This window comes from Burkholderia sp. FERM BP-3421 (assembly GCF_028657905.1).
Classification (GTDB): Bacteria; Pseudomonadota; Gammaproteobacteria; order Burkholderiales; family Burkholderiaceae; genus Burkholderia.
The window spans coordinates 297,403-321,494 of record NZ_CP117782.1 but is presented as its reverse complement, the minus strand read 5'-3'; the positions used below and the strand labels follow the sequence as shown (position 1 = coordinate 321,494).

The following is a 24,092-nucleotide window of genomic DNA, read 5'->3' as shown; positions in this document are numbered from 1 at the left end:
TTAGACAAGCGCCGCGACAGGATTAACGTGGCACGGCGCGGATGGTAAACGAAATCCGTTACGACATGTACATGCCGCCGTTCACATGCAATGTCGTGCCTGTGATATAGCCGGCCTGCGGCGACGCGAGGAACGCGACCGCGTGTGCGATGTCGTCCGGGCTGCCGAGGCGGCCGAGCGGAATCTGGGTCTTGAGCGCCGCCTGCTGTTCGTCGGGCAGCGCCTTCGTCATGTCGGTGTCGATGAAGCCGGGCGCCACGCAATTCACCGTGATGCCGCGGCTGCCGATCTCGCGCGCGAGCGCGCGGGTCATGCCGGCCACGCCGGCCTTCGCCGCCGCGTAGTTGACCTGCCCCGGGTTGCCGGCCGAGCCGACCACCGACGTGATGTTGATGATCCGGCCGCCGCGCGCCTTCATCATCGGACGCAGCACCGCGCGCGACAGGCGGAACACCGACTTCAGGTTGGTGTCGAGCACCGCGTCCCAGTCGTCGTCCTTCATACGCATCGCGAGTTGGTCCTGCGTGATGCCCGCGTTGTTGACGAGCACGCCGAGCGAGCCGAATTCCTTGACCGTCGCCTCGATCAGCGCCTCGGCGGCGGCTGCGTCGTTGACGTTCAGCATCGCGCCGCGGCCTTCGAGACCGGCTTCCTTGAATGCCGCGCTGATCGCGTCGGCCCCCGACTCGCTCGTCGCGGTGCCGATCACCATCGCGCCGCGACGCGCCAGTTCGAGCGCGATCGCACGGCCGATGCCGCGCGATGCGCCGGTAACGATCGCAACCTGTTTATCGAGAGTTTTTTCCATGAAATCTTCCGTGGTTCGGTGAACGGCGAGCGCCTGGCTCCGCTTACGCGGCGACGAGCTTGAGCGCCTCGTCGAGCGACGCCGGATCGAACACCGCGGCGCCCGTCAGGTTGCCGTCGATGCGTTTCGTGAGGCCGGTCAGCACCTTGCCCGGGCCGCATTCGATCACGTGCGTGACGCCCGTGCCCGCGATGTGCCGCACGCACTCGACCCAGCGCACCGGGCCGGCCGCCTGACGCACCAGTGCGTCCTTGATCGCGGCCGGATCGCTGACCACGGCCACGTCGATGTTGTTCACGACGTCGACGGCGGGCGCCTTCACGTCGACCCGCGCGAGATAGTCGCGCAACTGGTCCGACGCCGGCTTCAGCAGCGACGAGTGGAACGGCGCGGACACCGGCAGCGGCAGCGCGCGCTTCGCGCCCTTCGCCTTCGCCACCTCGCAGGCCTTCTCGACCGCGGCCTTGGCCCCGGCGATCACGACCTGGGCCGGCGCGTTGAAGTTCACCGCCTCGACCACGCCGGCGACCGATGCTTCCGCGCACACGGCCCGCACCGTCTCGTCGTCGAGACCGAGGATCGCGGCCATGCCGCCCTGGCCGACCGGCACCGCGGTCTGCATCGCCTGGGCGCGGAACCGCACGAGCGGCACCGCGTCGGCGAACGCGAGCGCGCCGGACGCGACGAGCGCGGTGTACTCGCCGAGGCTGTGCCCGGCAGCGATCGACGGCGCCGGGCCGCCCGCCTGCTGCCACGCGCGATAGCACGCATAGGCGGCGGTCAGCATCACCGGCTGGGTATTGGTCGTGAGATTGAGTTCTTCCGCCGGGCCCTCGGCGATCAGCTTGCCGAGATCCTGCTTGAGCGCATCGGACGCCTCCTGGACCGTCTCGCGCACGACGGCGAGGTCGGCGAATGCGTCGAGCATGCCGACAGCCTGCGAGCCCTGGCCGGGAAAGACAAATGCAAATTTCATAACGTCCCCAAATGAATCGATTCGAGCGGCGCGCAGCTTCTGCGCGCCGGCTGGGATGAGATCCGCGGAAATCAGTAGCGGAACACCGACGCGCCCCACGTGAAGCCGCCGCCGACGCCTTCGATCAGCACATGCTGACCGCGCTTGATGCGGCCGTCGCGCACTGCGGTGTCGAACGCGAGTGGAATCGACGCAGCGGAGGTGTTGCCGTGCTCGCCGACGGTGACGACCATGCGTTCCTGCGGCAAGCCGAGCTTGCGGCAGGTGCTGGTCATGATACGGATATTCGCCTGGTGCGGAATCAGCCAATCGACCTGTTCGGGTGCGAGGCCCGCCTTCGCGAGCGCCTCGACCGCGACCTTCTCGAGCACGTTCACCGCGAGCTTGAAGACGGCCTGGCCGTCCATGTGCAGGAATGCGCTGCCGCTGATCACGCCGCCGTTCACGTTGCCCGGCGTGCACAGGATATGCGAGTAGCTGCCGTCCGCATGCAGCGCGCTGCCGAGCACGCCCGGCTCCTCGGACGCGCCGAGGATGACCGCGCCCGCGCCGTCGCCGAACAGCACGCAGGTGGTGCGGTCCTTGAAGTCGAGGATGCGCGAGAAGGTTTCCGCGCCGATCACGAGCGCCGTGCGGTGCTGGCCGCTGCGGATGAAGCTGTCGGCCGTGGCGAGCGCGTACGCGAAGCCCGAGCACACCGCCTGCACGTCGAACGCGGCGCCGTTGTTCTTGATCCCGAGCTTGTTCTGCAGCAGGCAGGCCGTGCTCGGGAACACGAAGTCGGGCGTCGAGGTCGCGACAATGATCAGATCGATCGACTGCGGATCGACGTCGGCGGCCTCGATCGCGCGCTGCGCGGCGACCAGCGCGAGGTCGCTCGTGGTCACGTTCGGGTCGGCGAAGTGGCGCGCGTGGATACCGGTGCGCGCGACGATCCACTCATCGCTGGTCTCGATGCCTTCCTGCGCGAGACGATCGGTGAGGTCCTGGTTCGTGACCCGGTTGGGCGGCAGACAGCTGCCCGTGCCGAGCACGCGGGAATAGAGAGTCGATTGGGCCATTTATGCTTTAGAGGATAGCGCGGCGGAAGGCTCTGCTGGCTGACCGGCCACAGGGCTCGCACCGCCCGCCCCGCCCGCCTCGCGTCCGTCGGCCAGCGGCGCGGCGTTTTCCGCCATCGCCCGCGACAGTCGCTCCAGCACGCCATTTTTGACGGCATCATACCCGCGTTTGATCGCCCACTCAAACGCATAGGCGTCCGCGGAGCCGTGGCTCTTGATCACGAGGCTGCGCAGGCCGAGCAGCGCCGCACCGTTGTACTGCCGATGATCGACGCGCTTCTTGAAGCGCAGCAGCACCGGCAGCGCGAGCACCGCCATCAGCCTCGACAGCAGCGAGCGGCTGAACTCTTCCTTGATGATGTCGGCGAGCATCTGCGCGAGCCCTTCCGACGTCTTCAACGCGACGTTGCCGACGAAACCATCGCACACGATCACATCGACCGTGCCCTTGTAGATGTCGTTGCCTTCGACGTTGCCGCGGAAATTGAGCGTGCTGGCGCGCAGCAATTCGCCCGCGCGCTTGATCGTCTCGTTGCCCTTGATCATCTCCTCGCCGATGTTGAGCAGGCCGATCGACGGACGCTCCTTGCCTTCGAGCGCGGCGACGAGCGCGTGCCCCATCTCCGCGAACTGCAGCAGATGCTGCGGTTCGCAGTCGACGTTCGCGCCGAGGTCCAGCATCATCGTGTAGCCGGTCGGATTCGGCAGCGCGAACGCGATCGCGGGCCGCTCGATGCCGGGCAGCGTCTTGAGAACGTAACGGGAAACCGCCATCAACGCGCCGGTATTGCCGGCGGAGATGCAGGCCTGCGCGTCGCCGTCCTTCACGTGATTGAGGGCGACCCGCATCGAGGAATCTTTCTTCTTGCGCAGCGCGACTTCGACCGGATCGTCCATCGCCACGACTTCGGTGGCGGGCACGATGGTCAGCGCGGGTTCGTCGAGCGCCTTGTGCTTCTTGAGCTGGGCCCGGATCGCGCTGTCGAGGCCGACGAGCATCAGGCTGGCGTCGGGATGCGCGCGGACGAACTTGACTGCGGCGGGAACGGTCACGGACGGGCCGTGGTCGCCTCCCATGCAATCGATTGTGAGCTTTACAGTCATGGAGTGCGACGAATTTCAGGCACAAAAAAGCGGCAGTTGAATGCCGCCTTTTTGTCGAGCCAGGAAAGTGTCAAGCGAACCGCTTGTCGCACGAACCGCCCGAATCATCATCAGGCACCGCGCGACGCGACGCTTAGTCGTTCTTCGTCTTGACGACCTTCTTGCCGCGGTAGTAGCCGTTCGGGCTGATGTGGTGGCGCAGATGCACTTCACCCGTGCTCGGCTCGACCGCGATGGGCGCGCCCGTCAGGAAATCGTGCGAACGGTGCATGCCGCGCTTCGACGGCGACTTCTTGTTTTGCTGAACTGCCATGACTAACTCCTAAAAATTTTTCGGATTCTAACACAGCCCGATCCGACGCTTAACATCCCGGGCCCGACGGCCCAACGCCTTCCCGTGCTCCTACTGCCTAGTGTTTCTCGCCGTCTCGCTTCAGCGCCTCGAGCGCCGCGAACGGGTTCGGCTTGTCGCTCTCCCCGCCCGCCTCGTCGGATGCTTCATCCGCTTCGGCGACGGGGGCGCTCGCGCCCGACACGAGGCTTTCGTGCACCGCCGGACACACATCGTGGTTCGGCACAAGGGGCAGCGAAAGCAGCAACTCCTCCTCGATCAGGTCGACGAGATCGAACTGGCGCGAGCCTACGATCACATCGACCTCATCGTCGTCGAGCGGGAATGCCTCGGCTTCTTCTTCGGTCGCCACGATGCGATACACCACGTCGACATCGAAAGCCTGCTGGTACGGCGTCAGGCAGCGCTGGCATTCGAGCCACGCCGAACCGTGCAGCGCGAGGCGCAGATACGGCTGCGGCCCCTCGGTTCCGTCGTCCTGCAGTTCCGGCTGGGTCGAGCCCTCCGCCTGCCAGGTGAAGCGCGTATCGCGGTCTGGCGCGTCGGCCGGCACTTCGTTTAACATGCGCGGCAGTTGCGACAGGTGCAGCGCGCCCGCCGCCTGACGGCCGCTGCGAGCGAACTCGAACAGGTCGACCGCGTGCGGATCGAGCGAAACCGCAGGTTTGCCGGAAGATGTCATGTGCGCTCCTGCTGTCGTCGATCGGGATGGCCGGGCGTACCGGCCAGGCCTGGCCCGTTGCTGACCCACCCGCCCGGCGCCGCCCGCCTGGGCCTGACACAGGCTCGGCGCGGCCTCCGGAGCGGTTTCCGAAGAAATCGGCACAAATACTGCCGATGAAAAGCGCAAAAGCATAACCGTTTTGTCTTTTCGAGTCAAACACTTAAACAGCGCCCAGCGGGCGCCCCATTGATCCGCCTCAACCGCTTTCCATCATGCCGGCCACCCCTTCCCGCCTCCCCCGCCTGATCCTTGCCTCCAGCTCCCGCTATCGGCGCGAGCTGCTCGAGCGTCTGCGCCTGCCGTTCGACGTGCTGAGCCCCGACCTCGACGAATCCCCGCTGCCGGACGAAACGCCCGCCGCGACCGCCCTGCGCCTCGCCGAAGCGAAGGCGCGCGCGGTCGCGCGGCAGATCGACGCGCCGGACGGCGCGCTCGTGATCGGGTCGGACCAGGTCGCGACTTTCGACGGGCTGCAGATCGGCAAGCCGGGCACCCACGCGCGCGCGCTGGCCCAGCTGAAGGCCATGCAGGGCCGCGAGGTCGAGTTTCACAGCGCGCTGTGCCTCTACGACAGCCGCACCGACCACGCGCAGCGCGAGGACGTCGTGACGCGGGTGCGCTTTCGCACGCTCGCCGACGCGGCGCTCGACGCCTATCTGCACGCGGAGACCCCTTACGACGTCGCGGGCAGCGCGAAATCCGAAGGGCTCGGCATCGCGCTGCTCGATGCGATCGATTCCGACGATCCGACCGCGTTGATCGGCCTGCCGCTGATCGCGCTCACGCGCATGCTGGGCACGGCCGGGCTGCCGCTGTTCGGCGCCGCCTCGGGAGGCATCGCACGATGACGACCGGCACCCTGTACCTGATCCCGAACACGCTCGGCGACGGCGACGCGGCGATGCTCGCGGCCGTGCTGCCTGCCGCCGTGCAGGCGCGCGCCGCGACGCTCGGCTACTACGTCGGCGAGAACGCGAAAACGACCCGGGCCTTCCTGAAGAAGATCGGCACCGAACGGCCGATCCAGGACATCGAGATCCGCGAATTGAACGTCAAGACGCCGGCAGCCGAGATCGAGCGGCTGCTCGCGCCGCTGCTCGCCGGCACCGACGCCGGGCTCGTGTCGGAGGCCGGCTGTCCGGCCGTCGCCGACCCCGGCGCGCTGCTGGTGCGGCGCGCGCACGAGCGCGGCGTACGGGTCGTGCCGCTCGTCGGCCCGAGTTCGATCCTGCTTGCCTTGATGGCATCCGGCCTGAACGGCCAGAGCTTTGCGTTCCACGGCTACCTGCCGGTCGACGCCGCCGCCCGCGCGAAGCGGCTGCGGGAACTGGAGGCGCATTCGCGCAAGGCGAACGAGACCCAGATCTTCATCGAGACGCCGTACCGGAATCAGGCGATGCTCGACACGCTGACGGCGACCTGCGCGCCGTCGACGCTGATCTGCGTCGCCGCCGACCTGACGCTGTCGACCGAGACCATCCTGAGCCGCCCGGCCGCCGCCTGGAAAAAGGCGCCCGCGCCCGACCTGCACAAGCGCCCGGCGATCTTCCTGCTGCTCGCGAACTAGCCGGGCCCCGGCGGGCGGCCGATCAGCGCAGCTTGAACTCGCCGCCCGCCAGCGCCGCCTTCATCGCGGCATGGCCGACCGCCGCGCCGAAACGGCGCGCGACCCGGTCGGACAGGCTTTCCTTGACCGTGTAGTCGACGATGTCGGGCGCCTTCAGCACGTCGCGCGCGACGCTGTCGGTCGTGCCGAAGCCGTCGGCGAGCCCCAGCTCGACGCTCTTCTCGCCGGTCCAGAACAGCCCCGAGAACAACTCGGGGCTGTCGTGCAACCGCGCGCCGCGGCCGTCCTTCACCGCCTTGATGAACTGCGCGTGGATCTGGTCGAGCATCTCCTGCGCATGCGCGTCCATCTTCGGCGTTTCCGGCGAGAACGGATCGAAGAAGCCCTTGTTCTCACCCGAGGTATGCAGGCGGCGCTGGACCCCGAGCTTGTCCATCAGGCCCGTGAAGCCGAAGCCATCCATCAGCACGCCGATCGAGCCGACGATGCTCGCCTTGTCGACGTAGATCTTGTCCGCGGCCGACGCAATGTAATAGCCGCCCGACGCGCACATGTCGGTGACGACCACGTAGAGCGGCTTCGACGGGTATTGCTTGCGCAGCCGGCGGATCTCGTCGTACACGATGCCCGCCTGCACCGGGCTCCCGCCCGGGCTGTTGATGCGCAGCACCACGCCCGCCGTGCCCGCGTCGTCGAACGCGTCGTCGAGCGCCGAATTGATGTCGGACGCATTCGCGTTGGTGCCCGTGGCGATCTCGCCGTCGATCGTCACGAGCGCCGTGTGGCGGCCCGACGACAGCTTGCCGTCGCCCGAGAAATCGACCAGCGCGAACGCCACGACCAGCAGCACCGCCAGGAACGCGAAGCGGAAAAAGATCCGCCAGCGCCGCGCCGCGCGCTGTTCCTTGATCGCCGCGAGCGCGATCCGCTCGAGCGCCGCGCGCTCCCAACCCGACTCGCCGCCGGTGGAAGATTTAGGGGTCGAATCAGAAGGAGTCAGTTGGTCGGCCATGCGGGGTCGTCAGAAGTCAGGACGCTGCGGGATGCAGGTCGTCGTCGGGCAGCCAGAATACCGCACGGCCGTCCGGCGTGTCCCGTTCGTCGACCTGGACCGGCCGCAGCCGCGCGCCGCGGCACGGCCCGCCGACGCACTTGCCGGTATCGGGCGCGTAGATCGCGCCATGCGTCGCACACATCAAATACAGGCCGGACGACTCGAAGAACTGCCCCTCGACCCAGTCCAGTTCCATCGGCACGTGCGCGCAGCGGTTCAGGTAGCCGTAGGCCCGGCCCTCGTAGCGCACGAAAAACACGACCGCCTCCTCGCCGCGCAGGCGCGCCGCGCAGCGCACGCCCGCACCGCCGTCGGCCAGCGCATCGGCGGCGCACACGCGCCAGGCGGGTTGCGTTGACTCGCTCATGCGTACTCGCGCAGCCAGCCGGCCAGCGCCTCGATATCGGCCGCGACGAAACGGGGTTCGAGCGCCGCGAGCGCCGCCGCCGCGTGCGCGCCGTAGCCGACGCCGATGCCCGCCGCGCCGGCGTTGGCGGCCATCTGCAGGTCATGCGTGGTGTCGCCGATCATCACGGTGCGCGCCAGATCCTGACCCAATTCCCGGGTCAGCTCCTGCAGCATCGCGGGATGCGGCTTCGAGAAGGTCTCGTCGGCGCAGCGGGTGCCGTCGAACAGGCTGGTCAGCTTGGCCTGGTCGAGCGCGCGGTTCAGGCCCACCCGCCCCTTGCCGGTCGCGACCGCGAGCAGGTAGCCGGTGTCGCGCAGCTCCTCGAGCATCGCGCGCACGCCGGGAAACAGCTCGGTGCGCTGGTCCTTCGTGAAATAGTGGACCCGGTAGCGCTCCGCGAGCCGCGGATAGTCGGCCGGATCGAGATCCGGCGCGGCGATCTGCAGCGCGTCGCGCAGCCCGAGGCCGATCACGTAGCGCGCGGCCTCGTCCGACGGCGTGGGCAGGCCAAGGTCGCGGCACGCCGCCTGGATGCTGTGCGCGATATGCGCAGTCGAATCCATCAGCGTGCCGTCCCAGTCGAACACAATCAGGTCAAATTGCTCTCGAGCCATGCTTTTATCGGGCGGTATCGCGCAAGTCGGTGAGTTGATCGATGAAACTGCGGCATTCCGCGGGCAGCGGCGCGTCGAACTGCAGCGCCTCGCCCGTCAGCGGGTGCGCGACGCGCAGCCGGTGCGCGTGCAGGAACATCCGCTTCAGCGACGGCATCGCGTTTGCGCGCGCCAGCGCCTTGTTCAGTGCGAAATCGCCGTATTTCGCGTCGCCCACGATCGGCAGGCCGAGATGGGCAAGGTGTACCCGGATCTGATGGGTCCGACCCGTTTTGAGTTCCGCCTCCAGCAGCGCGTAGCCAGGCCAACGATCGACCAGGTTGAAGACCGTGTGCGACGGCAGGCCGTCGTCCTGCACCCGCACCCGGCGCTCGCCGTCGGGCGTCGAGTACTTGAAGAGCGGCGCCTTGACCGCGCGGCGGCGGCCCCAGTCGGCCGCCCAGTCGCCGTGCCCGCAGGCGAAGTAGCGCTTGTCGAGCTGGTTGTCGCGGATCTGCGCGTGCAGGCCGACGAGCGCCGAGCGCTTCTTGGCGAGCATCAGGATACCCGAGGTCTCGCGGTCGAGCCGATGCACGAGCTCCAGGAACTTCGCCTGCGGCCGCGCGGCACGCAGCTGCTCGATCACGCCGAACGCGACGCCGCTGCCGCCATGCACCGCCACCCCGGCCGGCTTGTTGATGACGAGCATCGCGTCGTCCTCGAACAGGATCTCGAACGCGGCGGGCTGCACGACGGGGGCGTCGGCGCGCGCGAGGTCGGCCGCCGCGATCCGCACGGGCGGCACCCGCACGATGTCGCCGTGCGCGAGCCGGTACTGGGCGTCGACCCGACCCTTATTGACCCGGACCTCGCCGCTGCGCAGAATCCGGTAGATATGGCTCTTCGGCACGCCTTTGCAGACGCGCAGGAGGAAATTATCGATGCGCTGTCCGGCCGCGCTGTCGTCGATTTCGAGCAGTGAAACCTGGTCGCTCGCGACCAATTTCTGAGAAATTTTGCCTAACTCATTCATACTGAATATAATTTTGTGCAGCTTTCCGCCGCGGGCGGCCTGATCGGCCGATTCGGGCGGACTGTGCAAGGCGCAAGCGCAAACCGTCATTTTACTTGCGCCGGGGGCGTGCTGCTCGTCCTTGATGAATCAGAAAGCAGCAAGTTGCACGCACGGCAGCCGGCTTCGGCAGGGATCGCGCCCACAGGCGGATTCGGTTGAAACGCTGCCGCGGTAACGGAATGTTGGACCAAAGAATTCAATTGGAAGCGCACGCGCCGCGCAGTGAGCAGCCTGCGCTTCCAGTTGCGAATGTTACGGCGTGCGCCTGATGTGGCTTCGCGAAGAGTGCGAAGCTTGGCGACGTCAAACCAAGGAAGAACACCCCAGGCGGGAAAGTCGGGCTGGATTCGATACTCCCCGCTGCGGCCCAGCCGCAGCATCTGCCGCCCATCGGCGTCGCGCGCACCTTGCGCCCGCGCCTTGCGGCAGTGCCCGGTCGGAGGCTTAGCGCGCCCTGAGGCGCGCGGAGTGTCGACGCCGTGCTTTGAAGCCGTGTTCGCAGTGCCAATGGCCACCGCCCCTGTCGTCCGGGCCGGGCCTCCGCAGGCAATTCTCCCCGTCGGCATCCCCGCTCCAGCGTGCTTGTGACAACACAACAAGGCGCGGCCTGACGTCGTCCCCGCCCTCCGGCTGACAACCGCGAGGCGCCGCCGGCAGAGCCGCCTGGAGTCGTTCAATGAAACGCATGCTGTTCAATGCGACGCAGCAGGAAGAACTGCGCGTCGCAATCGTCGATGGACAGAAACTCATCGACATCGATATCGAAACGGCCGGCCGCGAACAGCGCAAAGGCAATATCTACAAGGGTGTCGTCACCCGTATCGAACCGTCGCTCGAAGCCTGTTTCGTCAACTACGGCGAAGATCGCCATGGTTTCCTCCCGTTCAAGGAAGTCGCCCGCCAGTATTTCAAGGAAGGCGTCGACATGCGCTCCGCCCGCATCCAGGATGCGCTGCGCGAGGGCCAGGAACTGATCGTCCAGGTCGAGAAGGAAGAACGTGGCAACAAGGGCGCCGCCCTCACCACCTTCATCTCGCTCGCCGGCCGCTACCTGGTGCTGATGCCGAACAACCCGCGCGGCGGCGGCGTGTCGCGCCGGATCGAGGGCGACGAGCGCCAGGAACTGCGCGAGACGATGGCCCAGCTCGAGCTGCCCGACGGCATGAGCATGATCGCCCGCACGGCCGGCATCGGCCGCAGCGCCGAGGAACTGCAGTGGGACCTGAACTACCTGCTGCAGCTCTGGCGCGCGATCGAGGCCGCTTCGCAAAGCGGCCACTCGGGCCAGCCGATGCTGATCTACCTGGAGTCGAGCCTCGTGATCCGCGCGATCCGGGACTATTTCCAGCCCGATATCGGCGAAATCCTGATCGACACCACCGAGATCCATGACCAGGCCCGCGCCTTCATGGACATCGTGATGCCGGACAATGTCAACAAGGTGAAGCGCTACCACGACGACGTGCCGCTATTCTCGCGCTTCCAGATCGAGCACCAGATCGAGACCGCGTACTCGCGCACCGTGCCGCTGCCGTCCGGCGGCGCGATCGTGATCGACCACACCGAGGCGCTCGTCGCGATCGACGTGAACTCGGCGCGCGCCACCAAGGGCGCCGACATCGAGGAAACCGCGACCCGCACCAACCTCGAAGCCGCCGATGAAGTGGCCCGCCAGCTGCGCCTGCGCGACCTGGGCGGCCTGATCGTGATCGATTTCATCGACATGGAATCGGCCAAGAGCCAGCGCGAGGTCGAGCAGCGCCTGAAGGACGCGCTCAAGCACGATCGCGCCCGCGTGCAGATGGGCAAGATCTCGCGCTTCGGTCTGATGGAGCTGTCGCGCCAGCGGCTGCGCCCGGCCCTGTCGGAAGGCAGCCACGTGACCTGCCCGCGCTGCAACGGCACCGGCCACATCCGCGACACCGAATCGTCCGCGCTGCAGGTGCTGCGGATCATTCAGGAAGAGGCCATGAAGGAAAACACCGCGGCGATCCACTGCCAGGTGCCGGTCGAGGTAACCGCCTTCCTGCTCAACGAAAAGCGCCAGGAAATCAACAAGATCGAGTCGCGCTTCAAGGTCGGCGTCGTGCTGATCCCGAACAAGCACCTCGACACCCCGCACTACAAGCTCGAACGCCTGCGCCACGACGACGCGCGCCTCGACGACCCGCGCGCCTCGTGGAAGATGGCCGAGGAAGCCGCCCGCGAACTCGAGTCGGAAACCGGCTACAGCAAGCGCGCCGAAGAGGTGAAGCCGAAGCAGGAAGCCGCCGTGAAGGGCATCACGCCCGAGCGTCCGGCGCCCAGCCCGGCGCCGCAGCGCCCGCAGCCGGCGCCGGCGGCACCCGCCGCGCCGGTCGCGGCGAGCGGCGGCTTCGTGGGCTGGCTGAAGGGCCTGTTCGGCCTCCAGCCGGCCGCCGCGCCCGCTCCGGCGCCGGCCGCCAAGGAGCAAGCGGCCCGTCCGGCGCGCGAACGCGGTGACAAGACCGAGCGCGGCGAAAAGGCCGAACGCGGCGGCGATCGCAACCGCAACCGCCGCGGCGGCAACGGCCCGCAGCAGGCAGGCGGCCGTGACCAGGCAGCCGGCGGCCGCGCGCAGCAGCCGCGCGCCGAACGCGAAGGCAAGGAAGCGCGTGAAGGCCGTGAAAACCGCGAGGGCCGCGAGGCTCGGGAACCGCGTGAAGGCCGTGAAGGCCGCGAGCCGCGCGAAGGCCGTGGCCAACGCGACAACCGCGAGGGTCGCGAAGGCCGCGAACCGCGCGAGGCCCGTGAGAACCGCGAGCCGCGCGAGGCCCGTGAACCGCGTGAACCCCGCGAGCCGCGTGAAAACCGCGAGCCGCGCGACCAACGCGAACGCGCCGAGCAGCCGGAAGCCGCCGACGCGCCGCGCCGCGAGCGCGGCGAGCGCCGCAAACCGGTCCAGCATGCCGCCACGCTCGAAACCGTGAACCGCGGCACCGACGCGCATGCAGCGGAAGCGACCGACAAGCCGGGCTACGCGCCTGATATCGAAGGCGGTGACGCGGAAGCCGGCAGCGAAGAGCGCCGCCGCCGTCGTCGCGGCCGCCGTGGCGGTCGTCGCGAGCGTGACGAGGAAATCCAGGGCGTGATGCACCAGGGAGGCGACGCGGACGAAGGCGTCAGCGCAACCGACGCCGCAACGCACGCAGCCGAGCCGGTCGCAGCGCCCGCCGTGGCCGTGGTCGCCGCCGCAGCGGCAACCGAGGTGGCCGTGACGGACGTCGCCCACACCGCAACGCCCGTCGTCGCAGCCGAACCCGCTGCCCCGGCAAGCGAGCCGGCCGTGGTCGAAACCGCACCGGTCGCGCATGTCGAGCCGGCGGCCGTCGAGCCGGTGGCAATCGAAGCACCTGTCGCGGTCGAGGCACCTGTCGCAGTCGAAACGCCGGTCGTGGCTGAAACCGCCCCGGTCGCGGTCGAAACCGCCCCAGTTGCGCCGCAAGCCGCCCCCGTGGCCGTGGCAACCGTTGCCGCCCCCGCCAAACCGCAGGTCGAAGCCATCGCGCCGACGCCGGTCGCCGCGCCCCAGCCGGAGCCGGTCGTAACGGCCGCGCCGGTCGAAGCAGCCCCGGCGCCGGTCGCGCCGCAACCCGTGCCGGTCGCCGCCGCGCCTGCGCCGGCCGCGAAGCTCGAGACCGTGCTGGAAGCAGCCGGGCTCGTGTGGGTCAACACCGACACGGACAAGCTGCGCGCCGCGCAGGCCGAGGCGTCGCAACACGCGCCCGCCGCGCGCGTGCCGCGCGAGCGCAAGGCGCTGCCGCCGGCTGACGCAACGCCGATGCAGCAGGTCGAAACGTCGCAGAACCACTAAGTTCCGCGCCGCTTGGACAAAAGCCCGCCTCGAAAGAGGCGGGCTTTTTTATCTGTGCTGGTTTTCCACGGGACGCCGTGCACCGGTCCTCCTCGTCGCTTCCAGCTAAAATGGAAGTCTGGATTACCTTTCAATCATCATGTCCCGACGCATCATTCCCGTGGCCGACGCGAGCGCCGTGCCGGTCCCCGGCCCCGCCCACGTCCCGACCGGCGTCCTGAACGACGCGCTGGCCCGGCCGCTGCGCGACCTGCGCATCTCGGTCACGGACCGCTGCAACTTCCGTTGCGTCTACTGCATGCCGCGCGCGGTGTTCGACAAGAACTATCCGTTCCTGCCCCACGCAGACCTGCTGTCGCACGAGGAAATCGAGCGGCTGGCCCGGCAGTTCGTCGCGCACGGCGTCGAGAAGATCCGCATCACCGGCGGCGAGCCGCTGCTGCGCAAGAACCTCGAATTCCTGATCGAGCGGCTCGCGCGCCTGACCACGATCGACGGCCGCCCGCTCGACCTCACGCTCACCACCAACGGCGCGCTGCTCGCGAAAAAGGCGCAAAGCCTGAAGGACGCCGGGTTGTCGCGCGTCACGATCAGCCTCGACGCGCTCGACGACGCGCTGTTCAAGCGCATGAACGACGCCGATTTCGCGAGCGCCGACGTGCTCGCGGCGATCTTCGCGCGCGCCTGTCGACCGAAGGCAAGCTGTACCTGTGCCTGTTCGCGTCATCGGGCCACGACCTGCGCGCGCTGCTGCGCGGCGGCGCGAGCGACGCCGAGATCGCCACCGCGATCGCGCAGATCTGGCATGCGCGCGCCGACCGCTATTCGCAGCTGCGCGGCAGCCCGACGGCGCCCGTGCGCGACGCCCGGCGCGTCGAGATGTCCTACATCGGCGGCTGATGCGCAGCGTCCCGTCTTCTCCCTCCTCCGCCCCCGCCGGCCTGCTGCTCGCAGGCGGACGCGGCACGCGGATGGGCGGCGTCGACAAAGGCTTGCAACTGCTGCACGGCGAGCCGCTCGCGCTGCACGTGCTGCGCCGTCTCGCGCCGCAGGCCGGCCCGCTCGTGATCAGCGCGAACCGCCATCTCGACCGCTACGCCGTGCTCGGCGCGCCGTTCGGCGCGACGGTCGCGACCGATGCCGACGACAGCTTCGCGGGCCCGCTCGCCGGCCTGCTCGCGGGCCTGCTCGCCGTCGACGCGCCCTTCGTGCTGTGCGCGCCGTGCGATTCGCCGTTCCTGCCCGCCGATCTCGGCGCGCGGCTCGCCGCGGCGCTCGACGCAGCGCACGCCGACATCGCGATGGCCGCGACCGTCGACGCGCACGGCGCGCGCTCGCCGCACCCGGTGTTCGCGCTCGTGCGCACCGCGCTCGCGGACGACCTGACGGCCGCGCTCGAAGCCGGCGAGCACCGGATGCGTGCGTGGTACGCACGCCACAAGACCGTCGAAGTCACTTTTACTGACGAGCGCGCGTTTTACAATGCCAACTCTTTGCAGGATCTGGCCGGACTGAACCGCGCCTGACGCGCACCGCCGGCTCCGCCCGCCGCGTGCCATCCCGGCCACCACGCGCCCGCCGCGCACACCGCCGGCCTCCCGGCCACGATCATCGTCCGCCTCGCGGCGCCTCCCACTCATGACCACGCATACCGCCACCGCCTCGCCCGCTTCGCCCGACACCGACGCTCCGCTCAGCGTCGATGCCGCCCGCGCGCTCGCGCTGCGCCACGCGACGCCGGTCACGGACCACGAGCGGGTCGCGGCGCGCGACGCGCTCGGCCGGGTGCTCGACGCCGACATCCTGTCGCCGCTCGACGTGCCGGCCTACGACAATGCGGCGATGGACGGTTACGCGTTCGCCGGCGCGCTGCTCGCGGGCGCCGCCGACTGCGCGCTGTCCGTCGCGGGCCGCGCGCTGGCCGGCCACCCGTTCACGGGCACGCTGCCCGCGCTCGCCTGCGTGCGGATCATGACGGGCGCGCCGATGCCCGCGGGCGCCGATACCGTGATCGCGCAGGAGCGCACCACGCTCGAAGGCGACACGGTGCGCTTCGCGGCCGCGAGCATCGCGCGCGGCGCCAACTGCCGCCGCGCGGGCGAAGACCTGGCGCGCGGCGCGCGCGTGCTCGGCACGGGCCGGCGCGTGCGCGCCGCCGATCTCGGCCTGCTCGCCTCGCTCGGCATCACGGACCTCGCGGTGCGCCGCCGCCTGCGCGTCGCGTTCTTCTCCACCGGCGACGAGTTGCGCGTCCCCGGCGAAGCGCTCGACGCGGGCGCGCTCTACGACAGCAATCGCGCGACGCTGCACGGCATGCTCGCGCCGCTCAACCTCGACCTGCTCGACCTCGGCATCGTCCGCGACGATCCGGCGGCGCTCGAACACACACTGCGCACCGCCACCGCCCAGGCGGACGTGGTGATCACCTCGGGCGGCGTCTCGGTCGGCGACGCGGATTTCACGCGCGCGCTGCTCGCGCGCCTCGGCGACGTCACCTTCGCGAACGTCGCGCTGCGCCCGGGCCGGCCGCTCGCCTGCGGCCGCCTGTGGGCGGACGACACGCGCGCCGAGCGGCCCGCGCTGTTCTTCGGCCTGCCGGGCAACCCGGTCGCGGTCGCGGTGACCTTCCAGGTGATCGTGCGCGACGCGCTGTTCGCCATGATGGGCGCCGAGCCGCAGCCGGCCGCGCTTTATCCGGCCGTCAGCACGCATGCGTTCGACAAGCGGCCGGGCCGCACCGAATATCTGCGCGGCCGCGCTTCGCGCGCGCCGGACGGCCGCTGGCTGGTCGAGCCCGCCGGCTCGCAAAGCTCGGCCTCGCTCGCCGGCCTCGCGGCCGCCAACTGCTTCATCGTGCTCGCGCACGACACCGCGCGGGTTGACGTAGGCGCCACGGTCGATATCCTGCCGTTCGGCGACGCAATCTAGATTCGTTTTCTGTACACACGGGGGCTACACGCACATGAAAAAGCAAATCACATCCATCGCCGCGGGACAAACCGCGAAGGCGCTGATTCTCGTCTACCTGACGTTCAGCGTGCCGATCGTCCTGCTCGGCATCCTGGTCGCCTTCGTGCGCTTCGGGTCGGTCGAGCTGAGCACGATCTTCAGCGCGCTGCTGCTCAACGCGATCCTCGGCTTCGTGCTGCTGTGGATCGCCTGCCACGCCTACAACTGGGTGGCCTCGCGCTTCGGCGGCATCGAGATCGTGCTGTCCGACGCGCCGGAAGAGGCATGACCGCGGCCGCCGCGATCCGCGCGGCGACGCCCGGCGACGTCGGCGCGCTCCTCGCGCTGATGCGCGAGCTGGCCGAATTCGAGCAGCTCGCGCACGTCTTCGCCGCCACCGAAGCCGACCTCGCCGAGGCGCTGTTCGGCGCGCACCCGGCCGCCGAGGCGCTCGTCGCCGCGCGCGACGGCGCGCTCGTCGGCTACGCCCTGTTCTTCCACAACTATTCGAGCTTCGTCGGCCGGCGCGGCCTCTATCTCGAAGACCTGTACGTGCAGCCGCCGGAACGCGGCTCCGGGCTCGGCACGCGCTTCCTGCGGCATCTTGCCGCACTCGCGGTCGAGCGCCGCTGCGGCCGCTTCGAATGGACCGTGCTCAACTGGAACCAGCCGGCCATCGATTTCTACGAAAAGCTCGGCGCGACCGTGATGCCCGACTGGCAGATCGTGCGCGTCGCCGGCGACGCGCTCGCGACGCTCGCGCAGCCCCGCTGAATGCAACAAGGGGCGCCGCGGCGCCCCTTGTCCCGTTTCCCGCCTGGCGCGCGTCACGCGTCGTCCGGCTCCGGCTCCGTCCCCGCGCCGCCCAACAGCCCGGCCGCCTCGTCGCCCGGCAAGGCCTCGACCTGCTTCAACCGGCGGCTCATCACGCGCGTGCGCTGCTCGGCCGACTCGATCGAGCGCGTGACCGTTTCGAGCTGGGCCTTGGTCTTCGCGAGCACGTCGCCGAACTTGCCGAATTCGGTCTTCACCGCGCCCAGCACCTGCCAGACCTCGCTCGAGCGCTGTTCGATCGCAAGCGTGCGGAACCCCATCTGCAGGCTGTTCAGCAGCGCGGTCAGCGTGGTCGGGCCGGCGATCGTGATCCGGCAGTCGCGCTGCAGCAGGTCGGTGAGCCCGGGCCGGCGCAGGATCTCCGCATACAGGCCCTCGGTGGGCAGGAACAGCAGCGCGAAATCGGTCGTGTACGGCGGCGCCACGTACTTCTCGGCGATCGTGCGCGCCTCCGCGCGGATCCGCGCCTCGAGCGCGCGCCCGGCCTCCTCGACCGCCGCCGCGTCGGCGCGTTCCTGCGCGTCGAGCAGGCGCTCGTAGTCCTCGCGCGGGAATTTCGCGTCGATCGGCAGCCACACCGGCCGCGCATCGCGGTCGCGCGCGTCGTGACGGCCCGGCAGGCGGATCGCGAACTCCACCCGCTCGCTGCTGCCCGGCACCGTCGCGACGTTCTTCGCATACTGGTCCGCCGTCAGCATCTGTTCGAGCAGCGCCTCGAGCTGCACCTCGCCCCAGGTGCCGCGCGTCTTCACATTGGTCAGCACCTTCTTCAGGTCGCCGACGCCCGCCGCCAGCGTCTGCATCTCGCCGAGACCGCGATGCACCTGTTCGAGCCGGTCCGACACCAGCTTGAACGATTCGCCGAGACGCTGTTCGAGCGTCGCGTGCAGCTTCTCGTCGACCGTGCGCCGCATCTCCTCGAGCTTCGTCGCGTTGTTCGCCTCGATCTCCTTGAGCCGCTGTTCGAGCGTCGCGCGGACCTCGCCGATGCGGCGGTCGTTCGCCTCGGTCAGCTGCGCCAGCTGCTGGTTCAGCACCGCCCCGAGATGGCGCAGCGCGGCGCCCTGTTCGTCGCGCGCCAGCTGCGACTGCTGCTGCAGCGCGCCGCGCATCGCGTCGAACTGCTGCGTGTTCGCCTCGACCAGCTTCGCCAGCTGCTGGCCGAAGCCGTCGATCTGGTGATTCTGCACGGTCGCGACGCTCGTCAACTGCGCGGCCAGCATCTGCTGCAGCTGCGCGAAGTTGCCGCTCAACTCGGTGCGCGCGCCGCGCGCGCTGCCCGCGATCTCGCCGCGCAGCTCGCGTTCGAGACGTTCGACCGCATGCGCCTGTGCATCGATCGCGTCGTCCAGATGCTCGCCGAGCTGCGCGATCGCGTCGTCGCGCCCTCCGCCGCGCACCAGCACGCCGAGCACGATCAGCGCGACAAGCAGCGCCGCCGCGAGCGCCACCACGGCGATCAGCAGCCAGGAGGTCATCGGCGCGCCTTTCCGAGCACGCCCGGGTTGATCGGGTTCGGCGGCTGCCCGGCGCGCGGCCCCTCGCCCAGCGCGGCGATCAGGTTGTCGGCCGCGAGATTCGCCATCGCGCGCCGCGTGGCCGCCGTCGCGCTCGCGATGTGCGGCGTGAGCACGACGTTCGGCACCTCGAGCAGCGCCGGATTCACGCTCGGCTCGCCCTCGTAGACGTCGAGCGCGGCCGCCGCGATGCGCCGCTCGCGCAGCGCGACGGCGAGCGCGGCGTCGTCGACGATGCCGCCGCGCGCGATATTGGTCAGCGTCGCGGTGGGCTTCATCAGCGCCAGCTCGGCCGCGCCGATCGTGTGATGGCTCGCGCCCGTGTACGGCAGCACCAGCACCACGTGGTCGGCGCACGCGAGCAGCGCCTCCTTCGTCGCATACTCGGCGTTCAGTTCGGCCTCGATCTCGGGCGCGACCCGCGAGCGGTTGTGATAGACGACCCGCATGCCGAAGCCGCGCGCGCGGCGCGCGAGCGCCTGCCCGATCCGGCCCATGCCGATCACGCCCAGCGTCGAGCCGTACACGTCCGTCCCCAGGAAACCGTCGTACGCCCACTTGCGCCAGTGGCCGGCGCGCAGCCAGTGCTCGGACTCGGCGATCCGGCGGGCGGCCGCCATCATCAGCGCCCAGCCGAAATCGGCGGTGGATTCGTTGAGCACGTCGGGCGTATTGGTGCCGAGCACGTGCGCGGCGTCGAACGCGGCCATGTCGAAGTTGTTGTAGCCGACCGCCATGTTCGCGACCACGCGCAGCCGCGGCGCCGCCGCGAGCACGGCCGCATCGATCGGATCGCCCGCCGTCAGCGCGCCGTCCTTGTCCGCGAGGCGCCGCGCGAGCGCGTCGGGCGCGAGCGCGTCGCCGTCGTGCCAGTCGACCTCGAAATACTGCTTGAGCCGTTCGATCACGTCCGGAAAGATCGGACGCGCCACCAATACTTTCTGCATTGCCCCCTCCGTATACGACGGACGGCACACGCCGCGCCTCGCGCCGTGTGCCGTTCCGTCACGACCATCGCACGCTTACGCGGCGAAGAAGATCCACGTCGCCAGCAGGAACACCGGCACCAGGATCAGGACCGCCCAGCCGAGATACGCGAAAAAGCTCGGCATCCGCACGCCGCGCGATTCCGCGATCGCCTTCACCATGAAGTTCGGCGCATTGCCGATGTAGCTGTTCGCGCCCATGAACACCGCGCCCGCCGAGATCGCCGCGAGCGTGCTCGCGCCCGTCGTCATCAGCGATTGCGCGTCGCCGCCCGCGAGATTGAAGAACACCAGGTAGGTCGGCGCGTTATCGAGGAACGACGAGAGCAGGCCCGTGGCCCAGAAATACATCGCGTCGACCGGCTTGCCGTCCGGCCCGGTCACGAGGTGGACGATCTGCGCGAACGCGCCGTCCTGCCCCGCGCGCAGGATCACGATCACCGGCGCGATCGTCACGAAGATCCCCGCGAACAGCTTCGCGACCTCCTCGATCGGCGCCCAGTTGAACGCGTTGCCTTCGCGCGCCGAACGCGGCGTGATCGCGAGCGACACGAGCGCGACGACGATCAGCGCCACGTCGCGCACGAGATTCTGCAGCGCGACGTGCGTGCCGAACACGTCGAACGTGATGCCGGGCTTCCACAGCCCGCTCATCAGCACGAGCACGACCACCGCGCCGAGCAGCAGGAAGTTGACCTTGCCGTCGATCGAGATGCCGTGGCTGTCGGGCGTCGGGTCGAGGAACGGCTTGGCCTCTTCGCCGCCCTTGCGGTAGTAGTAGGTGTCGAGCGCGAAGAACAGCGCGAGCAGGATCCCGCAGATGAACAGCATCGGCAGCGCCAGATGCGTGGTGGTCCAGAAGAAGCTCACGCCGTTCAGGAAGCCGAGGAACAGCGGCGGATCGCCGAGCGGCGACAGCGAGCCGCCCGCGTTCGCGACGAGGAAGATGAAGAACACGACCACGTGCACGACGTGTTTGCGGTTGTCGTTCGCGCGCAGGAGCGGCCGGATCAGCAGCATCGCCGCGCCGGTGGTGCCCATGATGCTCGCGAGCACCGTGCCGAGCGCGAGGATCCCGGTATTGAGCTTGGGCGTGCCGTGCAGGTTGCCGTGCACGCAGATGCCGCCCGCGACCGTATATAGCGTGGTCAGCAGCACGATGAACGGGATGTATTCCTCGAGCAGCGCATGCACGAGCGTGCCGAACGCGGTGCCGACGCCGAACGCCGCGGCGAACGGCGCGAGGAACAGCAGCGCCCACAGCGCGGCGATCTTGCCGAAATGGTGATGCCAGAAGACCGGCGCGATCAGCGGGAATACCGCGATCGACAACAGGATCCCGGCGAACGGGATGCCCCACAACGCGGAAAGCGTGGCGCCGTCGAGAGTCGCGGCCGATGCAGGCGCGGGAAACGCACAGAGTGCCCCTCCCAGCGCCATGCCCGCCCAGGCGGCATGTCGTTTCATGTTCACTACCTCTTGAAGTACGGATGGATTGCGGGCGCAGCGGGCGCCATCGCCGTCACGCGCCGGTGACGACGATCGCGTGTACGCGATACGGCCCATGCGCGCCGAGCACGATGGTCTGCTCGATGTCGCCGGTACGCGACGGCCCCGACACGATGTTCACGGCACGCGGCAATTCGCCGCGTTCCGCGCGGATCAGCGCGAACGCTTCCTCGTGGCCGGCCACGATGCGCGACGCCGGCACGATCGCGATATGGGTCTCCGGCAGCAGCCCGGCCGACGCATAGGTCTCCGGACTAGACAGCAGAACCAGCGACCCGGTTTCCGCGATCGCGCAAAAACACCCGGTGATGCCGACCCGGTCGGCGTCCTCCGGCTGGCGAAACGCGACGGACAGCCCCGCGCCGCGCCAGTCGAGCCCCTCGAGCGTACGCCAGGCGATCGCCTCGACGGGCAGGCCGAGCCCGCTCAAATAGCGGGCGGCGGCCGCGGGCGCATCGGCCGGGGATGCGACCGTGTCGACGGTGGTTTCGAAGCGGCGGGCTTCCTCGATGAACTGGCCGGCCAGGTCGGCCGGCACGGGCGGACGCGGCCCCTCGGGATGACGCGCGAGATAATCGGCGACGCGCTCGCGCTCCGTCGCGTCGGCTTCGGCCGAACGGCCCGATGCCGCGCGAATGCGCGCCAGGATGTTGCGGCGGGCAGCCGAAGTGTCCATGAGCGGTCCTTGTGACGGTGGCGGTCGGTAGCCCTGCGATTATACCGGCCGCATCGCGCCGCGCCCGCCCCCGGGCGCCGCCTTACTTGCCGGCGCCGTCGTCGTCGGCCGGCGGCGCGATCCCGAACACCTGCCGCAGATAGGCGAGATACGCCTTGTCGTCGCACATGCTCTTGCCCGGCGAATCGGACAGCTTCGCGACCGGCTGGCCATTGCAGCGCACCATCTTGAGCACGATCTGCAGCGGCACGTAGCCGAGATCGTTGGTCAGGTTCGTGCCGACCCCGAACGCGAGCTTGCAGCGCCCGCGGAACCGCTCGTAGAGCTGCATCACCTTCGGGATGTCGAGCGCGTCGGAGAACACCAGCACCTTGGTGCGCGGGTCGCAGCGGTTGTCCTCGTAGTGCTTGATGAGGCGCTCGCCCCAGTCGAACGGATCGCCCGAGTCGTGGCGCGCGCCGTCGAACAGCTTGCAGAAGTACATGTCGAAGTCGCGCAGGAACGCCTGCATGCCGTAGACATCCGACAACGCGATGCCGAGATCGCCGCGATACTCCTTCGCCCACATCTCGAAGCCGAAGATCTGCGAATCGCGCAGCCGCGGGCCGAGCGCCTGGCAGGCCTGCAGGTACTCGTGCGCCATCGTGCCGAGCGGCGTGAGCCCGTGCTTCATCGCGTAGTAGACATTGCTCGTGCCGGCGAACTGCGGCCCGAGCCCGTCGCGCAGCGTGAGCGCGACCTCCTCGTGCCAGTCCTTCGAGAAGCGCCGGCGCGTACCGTAGTCGGCGATCTTGCAATCGGCGAAGCCGGGCTGGCCGCCGAGCAGCTGGATCTTCTCGCGCAGCCGCTCGCGGCCCTCGCGATAATCGGGTTCGCGCTGCGTATTGCGGAAGTACACCTCGTTGACGATCGCGAGCACCGGGATCTCGAACAGGATCGTATGCAGCCACGGCCCCTTGATCTCGATCTCGATCTCGCCGTCGCCCTTCGCCGACGGCAGCACCGAAATGTATTTCTCGCTCAGGTGGAACAGCGCGAGGAAATCGACGAAGTCGCTCTTGATGAAGCGCAGGCGGCGCAGATAGTCGAGTTCCGGGTCGGTGAAGCGCAGCTCGCAGAGCGACTTCACCTCCGCGCGGATCTCGTCGATATAGGGCACGAGGTCGACGCCGGGCGTGCGGCACTTGAAACGATATTCGACGTTCGCGGCCGGGAAATGATGCAGGACGACCTGCATCATCGTGAACTTGTACAGATCGGTATCGAGCAGCGAAGTGATGATCATGATTCAGGACAACCAAAATCGAGACGGAGCCCGGAGATCCGCGCGCCCCTGCGCGCCGCCCGCTCCGTGGCGACCATGTTACCCGAATACGGGCCGGACCATCCGCGAGGGCGGACGCCGGGGCGTTTGCGCCGCCATAAACTAATCACGAAACGGTATAAGCCGGGAATCCGCGCGCTGCATGCGGGTTTTGCGCTTCAGTTACAATGCCGCTTTTGGCGCCACGCCCATACCCCATATACACATCGCCAAGCAGGAGCAATTTGAATGACTCACGTAGTGACCGAAGGCTGCATCAAGTGCAAATACACGGATTGCGTCGATGTATGCCCGGTGGATTGCTTCCGTGAAGGCCCCAACTTCCTCGCGATCGACCCGGACGAGTGTATCGATTGCGCGGTTTGCGTCGCCGAGTGCCCGACCAACGCGATCTACGCGGAAGAAGACGTGCCGGGCGACCAGCAGCAGTTCACTCCGCTGAACGCTGAACTGGCGAAGGCATGGCCGTCGATCACCAAGACCAAGCCCGCGCCGGCCGATGCCGACGAGTGGAAGGACGTCCAGGACAAGCTGCACCTGCTCGAGCGTTGAGCCCGCACGGCGGCGCGCGCTTTTTTGCTGCATTGCCGCCAAAACTGTTGACAGACTGACCAACGCACCATAGAATCTCGTTTCTCTGCTGTTTGTTCCCCGATAGCTCAGTCGGTAGAGCGCCGGACTGTTAATCCGTAGGTCCCTGGTTCGAGCCCAGGTCGGGGAGCCAAGAAATGCAAAGGCCCGT

Annotated in this window: 23 protein-coding genes, 1 tRNA gene and 1 pseudogene; 10 read left to right on the top strand and 15 right to left on the bottom strand. The window is 68.7% G+C overall.

Annotation, left to right across the window (positions count from 1 at the left end; all coding sequences use genetic code 11):
* Positions 1–58 precede the first annotated feature (58 nt).
* From fabG to Bsp3421_RS17670, 6 genes are all read right to left on the bottom strand, one after another.
* Positions 59–808 carry a 3-oxoacyl-ACP reductase FabG gene (fabG, locus tag Bsp3421_RS17695; RefSeq protein WP_274002005.1) on the bottom strand — a complete coding sequence of 250 codons (750 nt, stop codon included), beginning with the start codon at positions 806–808 and terminating at the stop codon, positions 59–61.
* A gap of 43 nt (positions 809–851) precedes the next feature.
* Positions 852–1,784: an ACP S-malonyltransferase gene (fabD, locus tag Bsp3421_RS17690; protein ID WP_274002003.1), complete on the bottom strand. Its 933-nt coding sequence runs from the start codon at positions 1,782–1,784 to the stop codon at positions 852–854.
* A gap of 71 nt (positions 1,785–1,855) precedes the next feature.
* The gene (locus Bsp3421_RS17685; RefSeq protein ID WP_274002001.1) at positions 1,856–2,845 is read right to left on the bottom strand and encodes a beta-ketoacyl-ACP synthase III; all 990 of its coding nucleotides are present in this window, start codon (positions 2,843–2,845) and stop codon (positions 1,856–1,858) included.
* Positions 2,846–3,949, bottom strand: a complete 1,104-nt coding sequence (plsX, locus tag Bsp3421_RS17680; RefSeq protein ID WP_274001999.1) for a phosphate acyltransferase PlsX — start codon at positions 3,947–3,949, stop codon at positions 2,846–2,848.
* Between the two features lie 133 nt (positions 3,950–4,082).
* Positions 4,083–4,262, bottom strand: coding sequence for a 50S ribosomal protein L32 (gene rpmF, locus Bsp3421_RS17675; RefSeq protein WP_252983148.1), 180 nt, complete (start codon positions 4,260–4,262; stop codon positions 4,083–4,085).
* Between the two features lie 97 nt (positions 4,263–4,359).
* The gene (locus Bsp3421_RS17670) at positions 4,360–4,983 is read right to left on the bottom strand and encodes a DUF177 domain-containing protein (RefSeq protein WP_274001996.1); all 624 of its coding nucleotides are present in this window, start codon (positions 4,981–4,983) and stop codon (positions 4,360–4,362) included.
* Positions 4,984–5,237: 254 nt separating this feature from the next.
* Here Bsp3421_RS17670 and Bsp3421_RS17665 point away from each other — a divergent pair, with 254 nt between their 5' ends.
* Together Bsp3421_RS17665 and Bsp3421_RS17660 are read left to right on the top strand one after the other, a co-directional pair.
* Positions 5,238–5,873 carry a Maf-like protein gene (locus Bsp3421_RS17665; protein WP_274001994.1) on the top strand — a complete coding sequence of 212 codons (636 nt, stop codon included), beginning with the start codon at positions 5,238–5,240 and terminating at the stop codon, positions 5,871–5,873.
* Entirely contained in the window at positions 5,870–6,592 is a 723-nt protein-coding gene (locus Bsp3421_RS17660; RefSeq protein ID WP_274001991.1) for an SAM-dependent methyltransferase, read from the top strand. The genes Bsp3421_RS17665 and Bsp3421_RS17660 overlap by 4 nt, the downstream gene beginning before the upstream one ends.
* A 22-nt stretch (positions 6,593–6,614) precedes the next feature.
* On the opposite strand, the gene Bsp3421_RS17655 is transcribed toward Bsp3421_RS17660, so the two are convergent.
* Genes Bsp3421_RS17655 through Bsp3421_RS17640 form a run of 4 tightly spaced genes read right to left on the bottom strand, consistent with a single transcriptional unit; the run spans position 6,615 to position 9,681 of the window.
* Positions 6,615–7,604: a S49 family peptidase gene (locus Bsp3421_RS17655; protein ID WP_274001989.1), complete on the bottom strand. Its 990-nt coding sequence runs from the start codon at positions 7,602–7,604 to the stop codon at positions 6,615–6,617.
* Positions 7,605–7,620: 16 nt separating this feature from the next.
* Complete coding sequence (locus tag Bsp3421_RS17650; RefSeq protein WP_274001988.1) at positions 7,621–8,013, bottom strand: Rieske (2Fe-2S) protein; 393 nt, start codon at positions 8,011–8,013, stop codon at positions 7,621–7,623.
* A complete protein-coding gene (locus Bsp3421_RS17645) occupies positions 8,010–8,669 on the bottom strand; it encodes an HAD-IIIA family hydrolase (protein WP_252983155.1) in 660 nt (219 codons plus the stop codon). The genes Bsp3421_RS17650 and Bsp3421_RS17645 overlap by 4 nt, the downstream gene beginning before the upstream one ends.
* Positions 8,670–8,673: 4 nt before the next feature.
* Positions 8,674–9,681 carry an RluA family pseudouridine synthase gene (locus Bsp3421_RS17640; RefSeq protein WP_274001985.1) on the bottom strand — a complete coding sequence of 336 codons (1,008 nt, stop codon included), beginning with the start codon at positions 9,679–9,681 and terminating at the stop codon, positions 8,674–8,676.
* Between the two features lie 718 nt (positions 9,682–10,399).
* Here Bsp3421_RS17640 and Bsp3421_RS17635 point away from each other — a divergent pair.
* The 6 genes and pseudogenes from Bsp3421_RS17635 (at position 10,400) to Bsp3421_RS17610 (ending at position 17,278) form a co-directional block, all read left to right on the top strand.
* A complete protein-coding gene (locus Bsp3421_RS17635) occupies positions 10,400–13,555 on the top strand; it encodes an Rne/Rng family ribonuclease (protein ID WP_274001983.1) in 3,156 nt (1,051 codons plus the stop codon).
* A gap of 139 nt (positions 13,556–13,694) precedes the next feature.
* Positions 13,695–14,455, top strand: a pseudogene (locus Bsp3421_RS17630) (GTP 3',8-cyclase MoaA).
* Entirely contained in the window at positions 14,455–15,081 is a 627-nt protein-coding gene (mobA, locus tag Bsp3421_RS17625; protein ID WP_274001981.1) for a molybdenum cofactor guanylyltransferase MobA, read from the top strand. The pseudogene Bsp3421_RS17630 and the gene mobA overlap by 1 nt, the downstream one beginning before the upstream one ends.
* Positions 15,082–15,193: 112 nt before the next feature.
* On the top strand, positions 15,194–16,483 hold the full coding sequence (gene moeA / locus Bsp3421_RS17620) for a molybdopterin molybdotransferase MoeA (RefSeq protein WP_274001979.1): 1,290 nt from the start codon (positions 15,194–15,196) through the stop codon (positions 16,481–16,483).
* A gap of 34 nt (positions 16,484–16,517) precedes the next feature.
* On the top strand, positions 16,518–16,793 hold the full coding sequence (locus Bsp3421_RS17615; RefSeq protein ID WP_252983162.1) for a hypothetical protein: 276 nt from the start codon (positions 16,518–16,520) through the stop codon (positions 16,791–16,793).
* Positions 16,790–17,278 (top strand): GNAT family N-acetyltransferase, encoded by a 489-nt coding sequence (locus tag Bsp3421_RS17610; protein WP_274001974.1) that lies wholly within the window; start codon positions 16,790–16,792, stop codon positions 17,276–17,278. Before Bsp3421_RS17615 ends, Bsp3421_RS17610 begins: the two co-directional genes overlap by 4 nt.
* Before the next feature lie 53 nt (positions 17,279–17,331).
* Here Bsp3421_RS17610 and rmuC read toward each other — a convergent pair whose 3' ends face one another.
* The 5 genes from rmuC to pncB form a co-directional block, all read right to left on the bottom strand.
* Complete coding sequence (rmuC, locus tag Bsp3421_RS17605) at positions 17,332–18,816, bottom strand: DNA recombination protein RmuC (protein ID WP_274001972.1); 1,485 nt, start codon at positions 18,814–18,816, stop codon at positions 17,332–17,334.
* A complete protein-coding gene (locus Bsp3421_RS17600) occupies positions 18,813–19,802 on the bottom strand; it encodes a 2-hydroxyacid dehydrogenase (RefSeq protein ID WP_274001970.1) in 990 nt (329 codons plus the stop codon). Before Bsp3421_RS17600 ends, rmuC begins: the two co-directional genes overlap by 4 nt.
* 75 nt (positions 19,803–19,877) lie before the next feature.
* Entirely contained in the window at positions 19,878–21,308 is a 1,431-nt protein-coding gene (locus tag Bsp3421_RS17595) for a sodium:proton antiporter (RefSeq protein WP_274001969.1), read from the bottom strand.
* Positions 21,309–21,363: 55 nt separating this feature from the next.
* A complete protein-coding gene (locus Bsp3421_RS17590) occupies positions 21,364–22,026 on the bottom strand; it encodes a LutC/YkgG family protein (RefSeq protein ID WP_274001967.1) in 663 nt (220 codons plus the stop codon).
* A gap of 82 nt (positions 22,027–22,108) precedes the next feature.
* Positions 22,109–23,311, bottom strand: coding sequence for a nicotinate phosphoribosyltransferase (gene pncB, locus Bsp3421_RS17585; RefSeq protein ID WP_274001966.1), 1,203 nt, complete (start codon positions 23,309–23,311; stop codon positions 22,109–22,111).
* A gap of 267 nt (positions 23,312–23,578) precedes the next feature.
* On the opposite strand from pncB, the gene fdxA reads away from it, so the two are divergent.
* Entirely contained in the window at positions 23,579–23,902 is a 324-nt protein-coding gene (gene fdxA / locus Bsp3421_RS17580) for a ferredoxin FdxA (RefSeq protein WP_252983169.1), read from the top strand.
* A gap of 96 nt (positions 23,903–23,998) precedes the next feature.
* A tRNA-Asn gene (locus Bsp3421_RS17575) sits at positions 23,999–24,074 on the top strand.
* Positions 24,075–24,092 lie beyond the last annotated feature (18 nt).